This window comes from Pantoea sp. X-Soil-YNGN-775 (assembly GCF_059730575.1).
The window spans coordinates 638,848-657,616 of record NZ_AP035946.1 but is presented as its reverse complement, the minus strand read 5'-3'; the positions used below and the strand labels follow the sequence as shown (position 1 = coordinate 657,616).

9 protein-coding genes and 1 pseudogene are annotated in these 18,769 nt (G+C 53.4%); 7 read left to right on the top strand and 3 right to left on the bottom strand.

Going from position 1 to position 18,769, the window contains the following annotated elements:
• Nucleotides 1-470: 470 nt before the first annotated feature.
• Nucleotides 471-10,151, top strand: coding sequence for an autotransporter-associated beta strand repeat-containing protein (locus AC6I8I_RS22975; RefSeq protein WP_497828769.1), 9,681 nt, complete (start codon nucleotides 471-473; stop codon nucleotides 10,149-10,151).
• A gap of 572 nt (nucleotides 10,152-10,723) precedes the next feature.
• On the opposite strand, the gene AC6I8I_RS22970 is transcribed toward AC6I8I_RS22975, so the two are convergent.
• Nucleotides 10,724-11,767: an NAD-dependent epimerase/dehydratase family protein gene (locus tag AC6I8I_RS22970; protein WP_312757617.1), complete on the bottom strand. Its 1,044-nt coding sequence runs from the start codon at nucleotides 11,765-11,767 to the stop codon at nucleotides 10,724-10,726.
• Nucleotides 11,768-12,324: 557 nt separating this feature from the next.
• On the opposite strand from AC6I8I_RS22970, the gene AC6I8I_RS22965 reads away from it, so the two are divergent.
• Nucleotides 12,325-13,284: a hypothetical protein gene (locus AC6I8I_RS22965; RefSeq protein WP_497828768.1), complete on the top strand. Its 960-nt coding sequence runs from the start codon at nucleotides 12,325-12,327 to the stop codon at nucleotides 13,282-13,284.
• Here AC6I8I_RS22965 and AC6I8I_RS22960 read toward each other — a convergent pair.
• Together AC6I8I_RS22960 and AC6I8I_RS22955 are read right to left on the bottom strand one after the other, a co-directional pair.
• Entirely contained in the window at nucleotides 13,281-13,661 is a 381-nt protein-coding gene (locus AC6I8I_RS22960; RefSeq protein ID WP_497828767.1) for a zinc-binding dehydrogenase, read from the bottom strand. The two genes, AC6I8I_RS22965 and AC6I8I_RS22960, sit on opposite strands and share 4 nt — an antisense overlap.
• Nucleotides 13,612-13,955, bottom strand: a pseudogene (locus AC6I8I_RS22955) (carboxymuconolactone decarboxylase family protein). The gene AC6I8I_RS22960 and the pseudogene AC6I8I_RS22955 overlap by 50 nt, the downstream one beginning before the upstream one ends.
• Nucleotides 13,956-14,337: 382 nt before the next feature.
• Here AC6I8I_RS22955 and AC6I8I_RS22950 point away from each other — a divergent pair.
• From AC6I8I_RS22950 to AC6I8I_RS22930, 5 genes are read left to right on the top strand one after another with little or no spacing between them, the layout of a single operon-like run.
• A complete protein-coding gene (locus AC6I8I_RS22950) occupies nucleotides 14,338-15,525 on the top strand; it encodes a M20 metallopeptidase family protein (protein ID WP_497821029.1) in 1,188 nt (395 codons plus the stop codon).
• A 17-nt stretch (nucleotides 15,526-15,542) separates the two neighbouring features.
• On the top strand, nucleotides 15,543-16,391 hold the full coding sequence (locus tag AC6I8I_RS22945; protein WP_497828766.1) for an ABC transporter substrate-binding protein: 849 nt from the start codon (nucleotides 15,543-15,545) through the stop codon (nucleotides 16,389-16,391).
• A 6-nt stretch (nucleotides 16,392-16,397) separates the two neighbouring features.
• Complete coding sequence (locus tag AC6I8I_RS22940) at nucleotides 16,398-17,123, top strand: ABC transporter permease (protein WP_312056379.1); 726 nt, start codon at nucleotides 16,398-16,400, stop codon at nucleotides 17,121-17,123.
• Nucleotides 17,124-17,132: 9 nt separating this feature from the next.
• Nucleotides 17,133-17,819 carry an ABC transporter permease gene (locus tag AC6I8I_RS22935; protein WP_312056380.1) on the top strand — a complete coding sequence of 229 codons (687 nt, stop codon included), beginning with the start codon at nucleotides 17,133-17,135 and terminating at the stop codon, nucleotides 17,817-17,819.
• Nucleotides 17,816-18,595, top strand: a complete 780-nt coding sequence (locus tag AC6I8I_RS22930; RefSeq protein ID WP_312056381.1) for an ATP-binding cassette domain-containing protein — start codon at nucleotides 17,816-17,818, stop codon at nucleotides 18,593-18,595. Before AC6I8I_RS22935 ends, AC6I8I_RS22930 begins: the two co-directional genes overlap by 4 nt.
• Nucleotides 18,596-18,769: the final 174 nt, after the last annotated feature.

The window sequence follows — 18,769 nt, the reverse complement described above, 5'->3', positions numbered from 1 at the left end:
TGCCGGTAACAGTGGATGTGTCCCCGGACAGGAGGATAGGTACCACAAACTGCTGACGCGACTCCTCTGCTATACAGTACCTGAAGTGAGTTGCAATCGGACCCGGTACCCCACTGCCAATGCAATACAATGCAGCATCATACTGTTGAAAGCGTCATGAACCAGCAAAGCCATGTAAGACAGCACGAGCACTCAGTGGTTTCGATCCTGGCCTGCAGCACCGGTTTCATCGCCTGGACATATCAGGTCAGCTTTTTTCTGCTCCTCTCCCGGTTCCACGCTAGCGCGGCTTGTACACGCAGTCAGTGCATAAGCCGGCGCCTTCATTTCCCTTATTTGATCTGGTCTCAACTTTCGGCAATTAAATCTTGAAGATTTTCGTTATGAACTAATGTTAAGAATTAGTAATTGATGTTTTCAAATATGTAATCTTATTACAATCAGCTGGTAGTTGCGCTTCGAGGTCCGAGATGAACAAAGTTTACCGGTTAATCTGGAGCTGTACCGCGTCTTGCTATGTCCCTGTTTCTGAACTTGCTTCTGTAAGAGGTAAAAAAGCCTCTTTAACCACCTCACTGTTACTTTCCGCGCTCATCACAGGCGGCGCTGGCTATGCGCAGGGGGCTTATGCGATTGATGCAGAATGGAATGCATCAGGTCATCCTTCCTATCTGTTCCCGGAAAATCAGGGCATCAACTACGACAGCGTGATTAATACGGGCTTTGCCTTTACGCTGGACAGTCAAAACGCGCCTGATCATTACCCCCCAGGCACTGCGCTGAACATTATCGGCACTATCCCTCAGATTGGCGCTGGCAGCACAGGCAGCAGCACCTCAGTCGCGGTCGGGCAGGCGTTACCCGGGAACACCGGCAGCGATCCCAACCGCATTACGGTCATTACAGCCACCGATTCATCCGGTAATCAAACAGCCATCACAGCCAGCAATATTGATCAGTTTACTTATTCACCCAACCCGGCCAATCCTCAACAGAATCAGGAGTTGAACGTTGTCATTCCCGGGCTTGAAGGCAGTAATCAGATCATCAGTATTTATGATTCCACTACTTTTGTTTCATCGGACGATACGCCGGTCAGTGCACTTTTACTGCCGGTATATGACCCTGATTCCCTGCGCATTTTTAACAGCTTTGGCATTGCCTCAGTCAGTTCGGAAGGGGGGAGCGCCAGTATTAATATCGGCTCAGATACTGCGGGTAGCACAGCCATTGCCGATTCCACCAACACGCTGGATTTGCTGGCAAAAAATTCTGTCCTGGCGAAGGCCGACGGCAGCGGTACAGCAGCCAGCGCGACCCGCTGGCAATCCGATAATTATATTCATTTCCGTCCGGCACCCGTTATTTCCAGCAATACCCAAACTATCACCGCGCAAAGTGCGCAATACAATTACACCATCACGCTGCCGAATTACACCCGGATAGGCGAGCGAGTAGTGCAGGTAGGATCGCGCGCGTTTGATATTACGTCTTCAGCCGACATTGCTACCGTCAATGATTACCTTACGGGCCAGGGCGATTATGCCGGCAAACCGCAAATCCAGTACTGGCTGACGGCTGGGGCAACGGTGAATGGCGAAACCATCGACTCGGCGGTGGAGGCGCAGAACACATACAATGCCATTATTACCGGCTTGCTGGCGAAGGAAGACCAGACCACCATCAACCTGACTTACCACGTATGGGATGACAAAGGCACACATATCAATAATGGCACCTTGCCGGTCGGCGATCTAAACGTGATCTACGCAACCGGCGCGAATGCCAGCGGTGCGGTAACCTCAACGGGTAGTCTGGCGGTCGATGGTGCATCAGCCGTCATGCGGGCAGATCAAGGAGCAATAATTACTAATGATGGCGCGATCAATGCCTGGCGCAGCAGTAATAGCAGTCCGGCGACCGTGGGGATGATCGCAACAGACGCGACAGCCATTAACAACGGCACCCTGAATGCTGGCTTGTTTATCGAGAAAGACGGCACTAATCAGAATGCAGGCAATGCGGGCAGTGTCGCAATCTCCGGACTGGGTGCCAGCACCTTAACCAATAACGGTCATATCAACGTCGCACTTACCGATACCACAACGGCTAATGCCATCGGTATTCGCGCGTCGGGAACTACCCTGGCAACGAATGCTGCAGGCGGCACAATTGCGATTGTTGGTAATGCTAATAATGTTGGCGGTCGTGCAACAGGTTATGGCGTGTATGCCGATCAGGGCGCGACGTTCACCAACAACGGTAATATCTATCTGGGTGTAGACCCCATCCTGACCGGTGGCGTGACACCTGTAAGCGTTGCCATGACCGGTGGCGGCAGCCTGGCGGCGGGGATCTACAGTAAAAGTAGTGGAGCTATCGTTAACAATGGTTTGATTTATCTCGGTGAAAATACCCGAAATGCGGCAGGCATTTTTTCTGATAGCGGCACGGGAGACGTGACCAACAGCGGGAATATTGCAGTTTTGGGCAAATTAACCAATGGCGCTGCGGCCTCCAGTTATGGTCTGTATATTGCCGATAATAGCGGCGCGGTGGTGAACGACGGGGATATTTTGATTGATGGCGACAATAATATCGCTATCTACCTGCAGGCCCGCACAGCGAATGCTTCAGTCACCTCGACGCAAAATAGTGAAATTACCGTTGGCAGCGCCGGCGATACTGGCGGAACGGATAACAACCCTTACACCTACCGCAATTACGCAGTTTATGCCGAAGGCCTGAACACTCATCAATCGGTGGTCAATCTCTCTTCTACTATCAGGTTACTCGCGGCGGGTGCCATTGGGGTACATGCGCGTGGCAACGCGATTATTAACGTCACCAACCAGTCCAGCCTTTCACTGGAAAACAGCCAGCAGATTGGTTACTACGCCTATGGCAATGCGGCCAATATTAACGTGGCCAATGCCTCCATTAATGATAATGGCCAGGCGGGTTCCGTGCTGTTTGCAGTAGATAATGGCGCCACCTTTAGCGGTGACAATGGCAGCGGAACGCCCTATCAGTTAACGCTGACCGGGACAGGCTCAACAGGGGTGTTTGCCAATGGTTTTGATGACAAAAATAACAGTGATGCCAGTGACGATGTGCTGACTACCCTCAACACAGGCCCGGCTATTATTGATGTAAACGGTGAGAATGCCGTCGGCGTTAAAGTCACTGGCGGTGCAAAAGGAACTATTGCCGACGGCGGTATCATCCTTAATCACGACAACACGACGGCAGTACTGATTGATGGCCGGAATTACAATATTGATGGCAGCAAAGGGACCGATCAGTTTGTCACTAATGTCACCTCAGACGCATCAACAACCAGCGGGGTCGCACAAAGTGGCATTGTCGGTTATGACGTATCACACCTCGGTAATCTGCTGTTACAGGGCGCTTCAGGTATTCAGCTGAACGGCAGTAACAGCAAAGGGATCGCATTGCATGATAACGGCAGTGCCGTGGTTAATGCGCCCGTTCAGGTACTGGGCGCTGGTAATAACGTTGGTGTGGATATCCTGAACGCGGGCGTGCTGACCAACAACAGCACCATCAGCGTTGGCGGTGGCGCTGGAAATGTGGGTATTCGCGTTCAGGGCGCTGGCGCGATTGTGCAGAAGCTGGGGGCGGTAACGGCAAATGGCGGGCTTGCTGCCGTTCAGTTACTGGGTTCAGGCGCAGCGCTGACCATTAATGGGTCGGACAATACGATTACCGCCTCTGGCGGCGCTGACGGCGTGTTGATGGACATCGGTTCTTCGTCCTTTACCGCCAGTAACAGCATCATTGGGATCAGCGGATCAGGTGCGGGAATCAATAATAAATCCAATACCGGCAATATTAACCTCAACAATGTCACCATCAATGCCGCGGATGGCCCGGCAATCCGCACAGCAGTGACGTTCAATGCTGAGGGGACCAACAACATTCTCAACGTCAGCGGCAGCGGTCAGGGCTTCGCTTTTGAGAATGATGACGGCTCGGCCACAACCGGTAATCTGGCCATCGGCACCGGATATACCATTAATGGCACGGGCGCGGGCAGTATCGGTATTCTCGGTAACACCGCCGGGAATGTAACTTCTGGTGCCAATATCACTATGGGTGGCAGCGCGGGTGCGGCAATCGATGCCACCAACGCCAGTAGCCTGATCAACAATGGCACGATCGTGACCAGTACCAATGCGGGCAGCACCATTCTTGCCGCCAATACCTCACAGTTCGTCAATACCGGCAGCATCACAGCCAGCGGAGCCAGCAATAGCAACAGCATGATTGTGCTCAACGGAACGGCGGCGAACCGGACCCTTGTCAACAGTGGCAACCTGACCAACGCCAGCACCAATCTGAATGCGGCAGTGATTGACGCCTCGGGAAATGCGAACAATACGATCACCAACAGCGGGACTTTACTGGCCGCAGGCAGCACCTCTCAGGCGATACTGACCGGCGGTGGCAACGACGCGATTTCTCTTACCGGTGGCAATACGCGCGGTGAAATCAATCTCGGAAGTGGCAACGATCAATTCAGCTGGACCAGTGGCCTGCTTGCGGGTGGCGTCACATTCAGCGGCTCGGATGGCAATGACAGCGCGACAATCGGCGATGTTTCACTGGCAAATATGACTCACCTGGTGAGTGAAGGCGGCACGGGCAGCACGCTGACGTTTAATAATACCCATCAGGGCGACAGCCCGGCCTTAGTCGGATCTTTCAGCACGGACAATCAGGTCCGCGGCACCAATATTGGCAGCGGCTGGAGCACCTTAACGCTTAACGGGGCAGCTACGGACGTACGCCTGGTCGATGATTTAACGCTTTCCGGTACGCCGCAAATTAATGTCACGGGCGGGGCGACGTTACGCAGTGGTGACAGTGTCGCCAGTTCCAGCGAAGCCACTCTGCATAACTACAGCCTCTTTACTGATGGTGCGGACAGTCTGGTGTCGTTTGATGGCGACGATGAGCAGGATTACGCCGGAATCATTTCGGGTAATGGCGGCATGGAAAGAACGGGCGCAGGTAAAACCAATTTGCTGGCCGATAATACTTATACCGGTAATACGCTGATTGGCAGCGGCGCTGAGCTTTCTCTCGGCAAGGGAGGCACCACAGGCAGCCTTTCTGAGGTTACAAACATCACCGACAACGGCATTTTGACCGTTAATCAGTCCGATAGTGTCACGCTTAATGGCATCATTTCTGGCAGCGGCGCATTTCATCAGATTGGGTCTGGCGTGACCCGGCTGGGCGGTAACAATAGCTATGCAGGTGAGACGTTGCTTTCCCAGGGGACCTTATTGATCAATGGTGATCAAACTGCCGCCCGCGCGCTGACAACGGCAGGTGATGGCACGACGCTGGGCGGTAACGGCACGTTAGGCGGTGCGGTTGTGTTTGGCAACAATACGGTACTGACGCCAGGCGATAACAGCAGAGGCACCCTGACCATCAATGGCGATTTAACGCTGAATGCCACGACCAACAGTCAATTTGAGCTGGGACAGTCCTATACGGCAGGCGGCGCCCTGAATGATTTTGTTAATGTGAAAGGGACCCTGATCCTTGATGGGATCCTTAATGTCACCCTCTCACCAGGCGGCAGTTTCCTGCCTGGCGTCTATCGATTGTTTAGTTATGCAGGGGCCTCCATCAACAATACGGCGGCTAACCGGGGTCTGGATATCGGCTCTTTACCTGCTAATGACGGCGGTACCAGCCGTATTCAGACCAACATTGCTAATCAGGTTAACCTGATCCTGAACTATCTCAATCCGGCTTCTGAACTGCAATTCTGGGATGGCGGCCGTACCACCAACCACGGGGATGGCACCAGCGGTAACAGCAATGTTGACGGTGGTAATGGCATCTGGCGCGCCAATATCGCCGGGGTAACCAATGACTGGACGACGTCAAATGGGGTGGGAAATGCGCCCTGGTCACAGACGGCTTTCGCTATTTTCCAGGGAACGGCAGGCGTGGTAGTAGTCAGTAACGTAAACGGCAGGGTGATCAACTCAGGAATGCAGTTTACCAGTGACGGCTATGCAGTGAATCAACTCAACGCCGACTCACCGCTTTATTACATCAGTACCGTCACGGACTCTTTCCCAGAGTCCGTTCCTGCACCAGCCAATAGCTACAGTGCGCAAGGGGAAGCGGTTGCCGATACTTATTACATCGTTCGAGTCGGTGACGGCGGCACGGGCAGCGATGTCACGACGACAATTAACACCGATCTGTTGCAGGACCCACTGGATGAGAATCGCATCAGGTTGCTGAAAACCGACCCCGGCAGATTAATTCTTAATGGAGAGAATGATTTCTCAGCAGGGATAGAAGTCTGGCAGGGAACATTACAGGCTTCCCGCGATGCCAGCCTGGGCCTTAGCGGTACGTCACTGACGCTGAAAAATGGTGCATCGCTGCAAGCTGGCGCAGATTTCGCGACTAGCCGGTTAATTTTTCTTGATGCGGCTGGCGGCGGCACGCTGGATACGTACGGCCACACGTTTACCCCAGCCGGGGTTATTGGCGGGAATGGTGCTCTGAACATTGTGGATACCTCTGTCAGCACAGGCAATGGCGTGCTCGAGTTGAATCAACAAAACAGCTACCTGGGTGATACCAGGATCGCCGGCAAAAACGGTAATGGACAGCTCAGCGTGAATGCGAATACCACCGGTGCGTTGGGGACTGCTGAAAGCAATATCAGCCTCACCGATCTCGCACAGTTGAATTTTACCGGCGCTGCTCAGGCGGAAGGTCATGCTTTCAGCGTAGATAACGCAACGCTGCAATTCATTGGCTCCAGTTCAGCTGCTCAAAGCAGGGTTAACCTGATAAACAGCGGACAGCTTAACTTCGCCGATCAAAGTTCCGGCGGTACGTCGCAGGTGACTGTTGATGCTACTTCTGGTCTGGCCTTTACCGATGCGGCTGATGCTGGCACTGCCGCTGTCACTAACCAGGGCGAGGTGATCTTTGCCGACAATGCTCAGGCTGGCAATGGCCGCATAGATAATCAGGCAAACGCGCGGGTAGACATCAGCGCAGCATCGCAACCGACGGCCATCGGTTCACTCTCCGGTGCCGGAAATGTTGTATTGGGTGCCGGCACACTGGTCGAAGGTAACCTGGGGCTGAGCGATCTTATCTCTGGGGTTATCAGTGGCAGTGGCGGTAACCTGGTGAAAGTCGGCAGCGGCACGCTGACGCTGACCGGTGAAAATAGCTGGACAGGAGACACCCGCGTGCTGCAGGGAACGTTGTTAATTAACGGCGATCAATCCGCTGCAACCGGCGCGATCGCTGTTGCTAGTCAGACGACGTTAGGGGGAGAAGGCATCTCAGGCGGCAGCGTAACGGTAGCGGATGGCGCTCATCTCGCTGCCGGACGCGATTTAAACAGCGTCGGTGTATTGACGCTAGGCGGGCTGACATTGGATGAAAATGCTCAGCTCGACTTCCAGTTTGGTCAGGCTTATTCGCCAGGTGGGACGCTGAACGACCTGATTAACATCAACGGCGATCTCAACCTGAATGGCAAATTGAATATCACTCAAACCACCGGTGGCCAGTTCGATGTTGGCCTGTACCGGGTATTCAATTACAGCGGCAGGTTAACAGACAAACAGCTTGATATCGGCACGGCACCTCAGGCAGCTGCTGATCTTTACGTGCAGACGTCCATCGCGGGCCAGGTCAACCTCATTAATCATGCGGGCACGGTAATGAGATTCTGGGATGGTGCCGGTGGAAATAACAGTGCGGACAAAAACAACGGAGTGATCGACGGCGGAAGCGGCATCTGGCAAAACAGTACCGGTAACGATAACTGGACCACCGATCAGACCTCACCAGACGGGCGCTTTAACACACCGTTTAGCGATACCTCTTTCGCTGTTTTTGGTGGCCAGGCCGGGACAGTGACCGTGAATAATAGCCTGGGGGTTGTGGCGATCAGTGGCGCGCAGTTTGCTACTGATGGTTATGTCTTGAATGATGGCGTAATTACAACCAATACTGCCGATACCATCCTGCGTGTGGGGGAGGGTTCCCTTCAGGGGGCAGGCTATACCGCTACGATTAATTCCTTGCTGGTGGGATCGGGTGGCATACGAAAAACTGATTTAGGTACGCTGGTGCTTAACGGCAACAACACCTACTCAGGCGGCACCTCAGTTACTGCGGGCACGCTTCAGGTCGCACAGGATGCCAGCATGGGAGCGCCAGAAACGGCACTGACCCTGGGCGGGGGGACTTTGCGTTACGGTGCAGCCTTTGATACTCCCCGTGAAGTGAAGCTCGCTGACAGCGGCGGCACTGTCGATACCAATGGTTTTAACGTTTTATTACTGAACAGCGTTACCGGCTCAGGAGATCTGACTAAAGCGGGCGCGGGAGTGCTGACGTTGACGAAAGACAGTAGCTTTCAGGGAACGACGATCGTTAACGGCGGAACGTTACAGCTGGGTGATGGCAGCGCGGGCGGTAACGTCACGGGCAACATTCAAAATCAGGCTGTTCTCTCTTTTAACCGGTCTGATGAGATGGCGGTGAACGGGGATATTTCCGGCAGCGGGCAGGTCTGGCAACGCGGTAGCGGCATTACCACCTTAAACGGCAACAACCGCTGGAGCGGCACGACGCGGGTAGAAAATGGCACGTTGCGAGCGGGCAGTGCTAACCGCTTCAGTTCAGCTTCAGACTATGTTGTCAGCCAGAATGCCACGCTGGATAGCGGTGGGTTTAATCAGCGTATTGGCAATCTGGTAAACCAGGGCACGGTAAACCTTCAGGGCGGGGATGTCGGATCAACGCTTACCGTTAATGGCGACTATGTTGGGGTTAACGGCAGGTTGAACATTGCTGCTCAGCAGCACAGCCCCGGCGTTGCCGACCGGCTGGTGATTTCCGGCGGCTCGGCATCCGGCCTGACGCTGCTAAATATTGATGTCAGCCAGTTAGGTGAACCAACAGAAGGTGATGGAATCAAGGTGGTAGAAGCGCAAAATGGCGCAACCACTACGGCGCAGTCCACCAGAGATGCGTTCACCATCGGCGCAGATAAACTGCTGGCAGGCGCATACCAGTATCAACTTTTTGCCGGAAATGCAGCTGGAGCGGGAGAGGACTGGTTCCTGCGGGCAGGTTACCGGCCGGATGTGCCGGGTTTTAACAGTCTGGGCTCAATCATCCGTCAGGCCGATCTGACCGTATTAGGTACCCTGCATCAACGCGTCGGGGATGAGCAACCGTGGCAGGCTGCAATTCCGGAAGATCAGGAAGGCCGATTCTGGGCGCGCTATATCTATAAAACCGTCGATCAGAAGATGAATGATGCTACCGGTACCACCAGTGATTCCAGTTATAACGGAATGCAGATGGGGCGCGACTTCTGGCAGAAGGATCAATGGCGTGCGGGCATCTATGCCACCTTTATGGATACTGATAGCGCGATTTCTGGTAACACCGGCATGGGCGGCGGCTCAGCCTATAATTCGACCTTTTCAAGCTATCTGGGCGGTTACGCCACCTGGACAGACAGTGACGGATTTTATGTCGATAACGTGATTCAGTATGGTTACCACCAGGTCGACCTGAAAAACAATGTGGATCGGATTACCTATCATCCGGACGGCAACTCGCTGGTTGCCTCGGTGGAAGTGGGTAAGCCGTGGAAAATAGGTAACAGTCGCTGGGCTCTTGAGCCTCAGGGCCAGCTCATTTATCAATACAGTGATTTCAGGGACGTCACGCTGAAAGGGGCGGCGAAAACCAATGTTAATGTAGACACTGACGCAGCGGTGATTGGCCGGATAGGCGCCAGATTAATGGCGGATTATGATACGGATTATGGCAAAGTTAAACCTTATCTCCGGGTGAACCTGTGGCAGGAAATATCGGACGGGCAGGACACCGTGACCTATCGCAACACCCGCAACAATGACGGAAAAACCAGCCTTAGCGCCGATCAGCGCTACAGCGCGACTGAAGCTGCGGTGGGCACCACCTGGGCGGTGAGCAGTAAAGTGCAGGCTTACACCGAAGTCGGCAAAGTCTGGGACAATGGCGGTGACAGTAAAATGACAGCGGATATTTCAGCATCGGTCGGACTTAAAATGCGTTTCTGATGCTCTGATGATGACAGCGCAGCGGGTAATAGTGCTGCTACAACAGCTCCGCATCATCCGTTGTCATCCTATGGGACACGTTCTCGGTGCGTGGGCCGCCTGGAAGCTGGCAGCCCGGTTTCAGCACCTGGCGCTGCTGATGCTGGCGGTGAGTGCCGATCAGGGCTTGAAAGCGGATATGGCGACACCGCTACGCGTAGTAGCGCATAGATTACCGGCGTTTCTGGCGCAGAGGATGTGCAGCTTAAAAACGAACAGTAGCCGAATATCTGCCGGGCACCCGGTAAGGTCTTACTGACAGCATCTCTATCTTTACCACTGACAACCTTTAGCGGAGAAATGTGTTGGGAAAGGGGTTGCGAGCTATGTATGTTTCAGGATTACGACGGTCCTTGTATGCTGCATATTGTATTCACAGCACATAACGGACACTTATCCGGCGAAGCGGCCAGGCGTACCGCATCCCGGTGCGCCTGGCTTCCGGAACAATGGGTTGGTGTAATCTTCCGCCGTCCAGAAACGGGCCTGGAGAGCAGGCCGGCAGCCTGCCAGATGACGGGCTGCCTGAGAAATCAGGGAATAAGTTTGCTGCTTCGCATCGCATCCAGATGTTCAATCAACACCTCATCAGAGCGCTTGATCATGGCGTTAAACCCTGCCTGACGCGCTTTGGTGACGTCAAAGATGGCATCTTTCTCAACATGGAAGATAAAGTCACCGAAACCACCTAACGCCAGTTTATCGATATCTCGCTCCTGCAGTTGCGCCTTGTCGGCGATGGATGACCAGAGAGGCTTAAGCGCGCTGAGACGTTCGCTAAGCGAGACAGGCTGCGCCTCGCCAACCGGAACGCCGAACCAGTCAGCCAGTTTCGGCCAGACGTGACACCAGCGAAACACGTCGCCATTGGTGATATTGAATGCGCCGAATCTGGCCTTTTCGGCAGCCCAGACAGCGCTTTCACCGAGGATGCGGCTGTCAGTGATGTTCACCAGGGTATTGCGGTAAGCGTCATCCGGACCGGGAAAATGCAGGGCGGTTGCGGTTTCGCGGCAGATTGTACCGTACACGCCGATCAAATTTCCCAGGTTCATCGGCGATCCGAATGAGTGACCGATGACAATATCCGGGCGCAGTGCAGTCCAGCCGATGCCTTCATCGCCAATCTTTCTCGCATAGTCCTCATGCCGGAAATAGAGGTTCGGCGGAAAATGACGGCTGTCCTCTTCCCGCGCCGGGGTGCGGTAAACGCCCAGATGGGCCCCATAAACCTTTCCGCCCTGAATAAAGATAATATGTTTCAGCGAATTGCCTGACGAGCGTACCGCGCCGATCAGATTTTCAAACATCAGCGCATTGATATCCGCCTCCACGCCCGGATTGGCATCCTGGCGCAATGCCGCATAAAAAATGTGCGTTACCGTTTCAAACGCTTCCCGGTGTTGATTAAGATTTTCGGAAGAGGTCAGGTCAGCGCTGATATGAGGAGAAGGGTGAGGGCTGTGCGGCGAACGCCCAAGGGTAGTGATTTGCCAGCCCGCTTTTTGGAAGGAATCATGAGCGGCAAAGCCCACTACGCCGGCAGCACCGATCAGCAATACGTGCTTATCATTCATACGTCTCTCCGTTTTGTTTCATATAACCCGTTTTAGCGGCAACATACAGAGGGTATTACCCCTGACAGCAAACCGAGTCGTTGCTGAACGCCGTTATTAAAAAGTGATCGAGATAAGGTAATGCGTCAAACGACGATCGGCAGGCGAAACGACCGCCGGCACTGCAGGGGATCTATTCGACTCGCCGCAGATGTTTGGCCAAAGCGCCAATACAGGTCGCTGTGAAAAAGCAGTTGCACCCGCTCTCTCCAGCAGCTATCAGGCTGGAGCGGACATCAAACTGATCAATATTTTTTGCAGAGAATGGTTTGATTTACCTTAAGGGTATTTTACCGCCGCCAGACGTTTCTCTTCTGACAACGGTTTGGTATACAGCAATCAGAGGAAGCGTATATCTTGCCGATTATCATTGCGCATACTTGTGGGCATCGAAGTTCGAAAAAAGGCGGCGAAGTCAACACCATGGCGGTATGATGCTTATCCCGGCGTTTATCCATGAAGAATAGCATGGGGGCTTATAGTCAACCTGCACTTAATCAGAACAAGAGTTATTCATTATGACTAATGAGAAAGTTAATACCGAGTCTATCAAAAAACTTGCGGCTGAGTTTGATGCGAGCGAGGATGCTCACTACAGGTATTCGCGTGAGAAATCCACCAAGCAAGTTATTAAAGAGATACGTGATACCGTTTTATTTATTAAAAGAGAAAAAGAAAACGAAAAATACAGTGAGCAATGGGGCTGTTCCGTTGCGCTTAATATATTGGCCGTTGTGGCGATATTGGTATTTATATTCTCTACATCCAATGACTCTGATTCTGAATTTATTGAATCGTTAAAATTACCTGCGTACATTATATCAATCATGCTATCAACAGTATGGATCGGCATTAATATTGAAAGAACTTTATTATTCAAGGAGCTGTGGCGGTTTAAAACAGCAAAAATCATACTGTCTCTATCATTTACCGGTTTGATTTTATACTGTACTGCTGATGCCTCAGCAATAATAAATGATATATTTAATATTGATCCCTCCTTTTTCCCTTTTACAAGAAGTTTTCTTGTGGCCTATCTTTTCTTCAAAAAAATCTCTATCCTTGTCTATTTGCTCGCTATTGCAGGTATGATTTGCATAATAAACATCGCTTCTTACGTTAAGTCAAAGTGGGACGGAGACAGCGATATTGATTTTCCCGTTGGGGCATCCATTTATATCTTCTTTACATGCACTTTTAGTTACTTTGCTCTGGGCTGGGTTGATAATAATTTTAATGGTGAGGTACTCAACCAAAAAGTCTATTCATTAGCTCACCAGCTGGATTTCAACAAAAAAAATCCGTGCTCAAATTTAAAAGACCTTGAGGTAAGCGTAATTTTCCTGGGGCAAAATCAGGATAGGGTTCTTGTTGATTTCAGTAAGGAAGAGATGTTAACTGCCTCCGGTTTTCTTGAGGGAAAGTACTGGTATACCTATGACAAAAATCAATTAAAGATCTTGCAATGCTTACATTAATGAACAAGGGTAAGCAGTCCATATTGCTGCTTTACAGACTTTAAACGTTGCTGCCAGGTTCTACCGGTCAGGTTTTCTATAGAATATCTATAACTCTCCTTGAGGCCCCATTCTCTGCCAGATATTTGCAGATGCCGGTAAAGCAGCCGATCGAGGGGCATTTTTGCTTTTTCAATCCCTGCCATAATGCCAGTCTGAATAAGGCGACCGCCATAATCGAGCGAGTGAATATTCCGTTCGGAGCAGGGCGCGCCGATGAAGTCCAGGATAAGATTGACACCCTTACCGTCGGTTAATTTATTGACGACTGCTGAAAAGTCTTCATTTTCATAGTCTGTTAACCGGTCCGCACCGGGTATTGTCTGCGAACGTGGCATTCACGTAAGCGGAGGCGGTAATCGCCGCCGGGAAACCGGCGTAGAAGGCCAGATGCGTGATCACCTCACTCAACTCATCTCATCTTCGGTCAGGCCATTTTCAACGCCGCGGCGCAGATGCGCAGGCAACTCATTGGCATGATCAGGCGCAACCAGGCAGGCGATGGAAATCAGGCTGCGATCGCGAGAGGCCTGCGAACTGTCGGCCCGGACGTCGGAATACCGCGGGGACTCAACAAAATCCGCAAGTTTCGGCGTAAACGGGCGGGCGGTGGCGCAGTGTCCGCACCACATCAGCCGGCAGGCAGAGCAGGTCAGCAGTCAGGATTGCCTCAAATACCGGCATTTTATTCCCGACCAACCGCCGAAAAACTGGCGGAAATATTAACGGACTTTTTTTAATTCAACAGTTCACTTGCAACTTTTAGCACCCGATAAGTAGCGAAAGTAATCTTATCTGGCGGATTATTAATATTATTGCTGATCCGCCTGATTCTCATTCAATATTCCTATGGTTGCTCCTATCTTATTGATTTTAAATGGGCTGTAACCGGTTATTGCGCGTTGCTTTCTGCGCCGTGCTGTGAATAAATAAATGGTCGCAAATACCAGAAATCATGATCACATAAAAAAAGAGTCTGCATTACGATGCCGACCCAATATTGCCGGGGCTGCTATGAATCAGGATAAAGCACTGCTGGCCAGGGAAATAAAAGCCAGAACAGAACAACTGGAATCCCATTTAGTGGCGATTCGACGTGATATTCATGCCCACCCTGAATTAGGTTTCGATACGCTGCGTACCGCCAGCCTGGTGACGCAACAGTTAGAGGCGCTGGGGCTGACGCCAAAAACCGGTATCGGCCGCAGCGGCGTGATGGTGGATATCCAGGGCGCAGAGCCGGGTAAAACCCTGCTGCTGCGCGCTGACATGGATGCTTTACCGATCCATGAACAGACCGGGCTGCCTTTTGCCAGCGTCTGGCCGGGCAAAATGCACGCCTGCGGACACGATATCCACACCGCCACCCTGCTTGGCGTGGCGGCGATCCTGCCGCATTATCGTCAGCAGCTGAAAGGAACGGTGCGGTTGATTTTCCAGCCAGCCGAAGAGACACCGGACAGCGGCGCGCAGGCGATGATCGCCGACGGTGCGGCGGATGGCATCGACTGGGCGATCACCCTGCACAACAAACCGGAACTGGCGGCCGGTGAAGTGGCGCTGACCCGTGGCGCCAGCACCGCTTCCAGTGACGAATTCGACGTGACGGTGCATGGCGTATCGACCCACGCCGCGCGCCCGCACATGGGCAACGATCCGATTATCGCTACCGTGCACCTCATCAGTCAGCTACAAACCATCATTTCGCGCGAACGCGATCCGGCCCACTCCGCAGTGTTAACTATCGGTCATATTCAGGGCGGCACCACCCACAATATTATCCCCGACAGCTGCCTGTTCCAGGGCACCATCCGCACCAAATCACCGGCGGTGCGTGCTGATATGGAAGCCGCGTTTAAGCGAATGTGCGAGGGCGTGGCGCTGGCCCAGAACGTGCGTGTCGAGGTCAATTTCCAGCGTGGCGTCCCGCCGTTGATGAATGACGATCGCCTGATTGATGCGCTGGAGTCGATCCTGTCGCACCAGTTTGACAAGCCGATCATCGCGCAGCCCAGCGACAGCTTTGGTGCTGAAGATTTCTCGCTGTTTACCGAACGGGCGCCGGGTTGTCAGATCCACATTGGTTCTGCCACGCCGGGCCGTGACGATCACCTGCATAACTCCGACTATCAACCGGATGAACGCAGCATTGCCGCCGGGACGCAGGCGCTAAGCCGTCTTGCGATTGATCTGCTCTGTTAATAATAAAATGAGGTTTTATGATGATGCACAACCGTCTGTTTGCGGCTTCCCTCACTGTGGCGCTGCTGGCAACCTCCGTGGTCAGCCAGGCAAAAGATTTTGGCACCCTGAAATTCGCTACCGAGGCGGCCTATCCGCCGTTTAACCAGACCACGCCGAGCGGCAAAATTGTCGGCTACGAGCCGGATATGGTGGCGGAGCTGGCGAAACGCGCTGGTTTTAAATATGAAATCATCGCCCAGAAATGGTCAGGCATGATCCCGGGGCTGATCGACGGCAAGTATGATGCGGTGATTGATGCAGTAACCGTTACGCCAAAGCGCGCCGAAGCGATCGACTTTACCCATCAGTACACCGTCAGCGTCTCCAGTTTTGTCACCTCTAAAACCTCGCCGCTGGCCACGCTGCCAGGCAGCGGCACGGTGGTCAGCGCGGATGATGAAGCGGGCATGAAAAAAGCGATTGATGATCTGAAAACCAGCTTTAAAGGCAAAACCATCGCGGTACAGGTCGCCACCATTCAGGCCGATTTCCTGCAAAAATACCTTGGCGATGTGGCCACCATCCGCACCTATCAGGCTGGCCCGGAAACCTTCGCTGACCTGATGAATGGCCGGGTTGATGCGGTGATGGCCTCACGGACCAACCTCAACGCCTTTGTGAAAAAACACGCTGAGGCGATCAGCAGCAGCGGCTACGGCTTCTCCGGCGGCGTACTGGGTGCGGGATCGGCTATTGGCCTGCGCAAAGGTAACAGTGAGCTGCAGCAGGTGCTGAATCAGGCGCTGGACTCGATGATCAAAGACGGCACGCTGAGCAAACTGTCAATTAAGTGGTTCGGCGAAGACGTCGCGCCCAAAGCGTAACCGCTGATGTTGATGAATATCGACTGGCAGATACTGGGCTTTGGCGACGAAGGATGGGGCGGGGTGCTGCTTAACGCCGCCGCCGTCACCGTCACGGTCTCACTCTGTGCCTGGCTATTGGGCGCGGTGCTCGGCAGCGTGCTGTGCTGGATGCAGATTGCCGGCTCGCGCTGGCAACAGCGGCTGGCGGCCAGCTACATCACTCTGTTTCGCGGCGTGCCCGAGCTACTGGTGATCTACCTGTTCTATTTCGGTGGGCGACAGGTGGTCTCGACCGTCGGCAGCGCGCTGGGTTTGCCGGGCCCGTTTGAGGTGAACGGCTTTGTGGCCGGCGCAATTGCCATCGGGCTGATTTCCGGTGCCTATCAGAGCGGCGTGTTTCGCGGCGCGTTCTACGCCATCCCGAAGGGCACGCTGGAAGCGGCGACGGTCACCGGTATGGGGCGCTTAATGATGTTCCGCCGGATTATTGTGCCGCAGGCGTTGCGCACCGCATTGCCGGGAATGGGCAATCAGTGGCAATCGGTGATTAAAGAGTCGGCGCTGGTGTCGGTGACCGGACTGGTCGAAACCATGAATCAGGTTTCTACTGCGGCCAACTCCACTCAGATGTCGTTTTTCTTCTACAGCGTCGGCGCGGTAATCTACCTGATCATCACCACCTGTTCTGACATGGTTTTCCGCTACGTGGAAAAATTTGCGATGCGCGGTCAACAGCGCGTGAAGGAGTAAGGAGTCCACGTGGATATCACTTTTTTACAGCAAACCTTGCTGGCGCTGCTGAAAGGGTTGCCGCTGACGGTTAACCTTGCGCTGTTATCGCTGCTGGGTGGCGGCCTGCTGGCGCTGCTGCTCAATTTGCTGCGCATGACGCGGATTGGCAGTCTGTTCTGTCGTTTCTATGTCTGGCTGTTTCGCGGTACGCCGTTGTTAATCCAGATTTTCATGGTCTATTACGGACTCGGCAGCTTACCGGCGGTGCGCGAAAGCCTGTTCTGGCCGCTGCTACGCGATCCCTACTGGTGCGGCTTGCTGGCGCTGATTCTTAACGATGCCGCTTACACCTCTGAGATTCTGCGGGGCGGGCTGCGTGCTGTCAGTACGCAGTCACTGGAGGCGGCAAAAGTTTCCGGTATGGCGTCACACAAAATCTTTACCCGGATTACCTTACCGATTGCCATTCGTCAGGCGTTACCGGCCTACAGCAACGAAATTATCTCAATGATTAAAGCCACCTCGCTTGTCAGCACCATCAGCCTGATGGAGATGACCGGGATTGCTGACTCGATAGTCTCGTCAACTTTTCGGGCGCTGGAGGTGTTCCTCAGTGCCGCGGTTATCTACCTGATACTGACCATGCTGGTCAGCAAAGGCGTGTCGATGCTGGAACGTCGTCTATCACCTTACTATTTTGGAGCGCGCTCATGACGGCACCGACTATCATGCTGAGTCATCTCAGAAAAAGTTATGCGGGGCATGAAGTGCTGCACGACATCAGCCTGACGGCGCAGGACGGCGACGTGATTTCGCTGATCGGCGCCAGCGGCTCCGGCAAAAGCACCCTGTTGCGCTGTATACCGTTCCTTGAAGTGCCGCAGGCGGGGGAAATTGCGGTCGGCGAGGTGTCGGTTACGCTGGATAACGCCGACGAAAAACTGAACCGCGAGCAGCGTCGCCGTATCAAACTGATGCGGATGCAGCTCGGCTTTGTGTTCCAGAGTTTCAACCTGTGGCCGCACAAGACGGTGATGCAGAACATCATTGAAGCACCGATTCACGTGCAGAAACGCAGTCACAAAGAGGCGCTGGAAGAGGCTGAAGCGTTGCTGCATAAGGTGGGGTTGTATGCAAAGCGCGATGCCTGGCCATCGCAACTTTCCGGCGGTCAGCAGCAGCGCGTGGCGATTGCCCGGGCGCTGGCGCAGCAGCCGAAAGCGATTCTGTTTGATGAGCCGACTTCCGCGCTCGATCCCGAACTGGTGGGGGAAGTGCTGCGGGTGATCCGTAGCCTGGCGGAAGAGGGACGTACCATGATCATCGTGACCCATGAGATGGGCTTTGCGCGCGAAGTCTCCAATAAAGCGATTTTCCTGCATCAGGGCATGGTTGAAGAGTCCGGCGCGCCAGAGCAGGTGTTCCTCGATCCGATCTCCCCACGCTGTCGCGCCTTCGTTAACAGCCACTTTGAGCGTAATGCGGGTTAAGGACGTTGAGCCTTAACGGCATCGGGTCTGGGCGACAATGTTCATCGCTCATGATCCGATGTTATCCTGCTACTCTTCTGAATTCGTGTGATGATCAACGTGGGCGGCGTTGCTGCTTTTTCCGGCAGAGTCAGACATCATGCGAAATAACCCAAAAGAATAAACCAAAATCAG

Coding starts and splice junctions, on each gene's coding strand:
- AC6I8I_RS22975 (WP_497828769.1), top strand. CDS start 471: ATGAACAAAGTTTACCGGTTAATCTGGAGCTGTACCGCGTCTTGCTAT.
- AC6I8I_RS22970 (WP_312757617.1), bottom strand. CDS start 11,767: ATGAATGATAAGCACGTATTGCTGATCGGTGCTGCCGGCGTAGTGGGC.
- AC6I8I_RS22965 (WP_497828768.1), top strand. CDS start 12,325: ATGACTAATGAGAAAGTTAATACCGAGTCTATCAAAAAACTTGCGGCT.
- AC6I8I_RS22960 (WP_497828767.1), bottom strand. CDS start 13,661: ATGCCACGTTCGCAGACAATACCCGGTGCGGACCGGTTAACAGACTAT.
- AC6I8I_RS22950 (WP_497821029.1), top strand. CDS start 14,338: ATGAATCAGGATAAAGCACTGCTGGCCAGGGAAATAAAAGCCAGAACA.
- AC6I8I_RS22945 (WP_497828766.1), top strand. CDS start 15,543: ATGATGATGCACAACCGTCTGTTTGCGGCTTCCCTCACTGTGGCGCTG.
- AC6I8I_RS22940 (WP_312056379.1), top strand. CDS start 16,398: ATGTTGATGAATATCGACTGGCAGATACTGGGCTTTGGCGACGAAGGA.
- AC6I8I_RS22930 (WP_312056381.1), top strand. CDS start 17,816: ATGACGGCACCGACTATCATGCTGAGTCATCTCAGAAAAAGTTATGCG.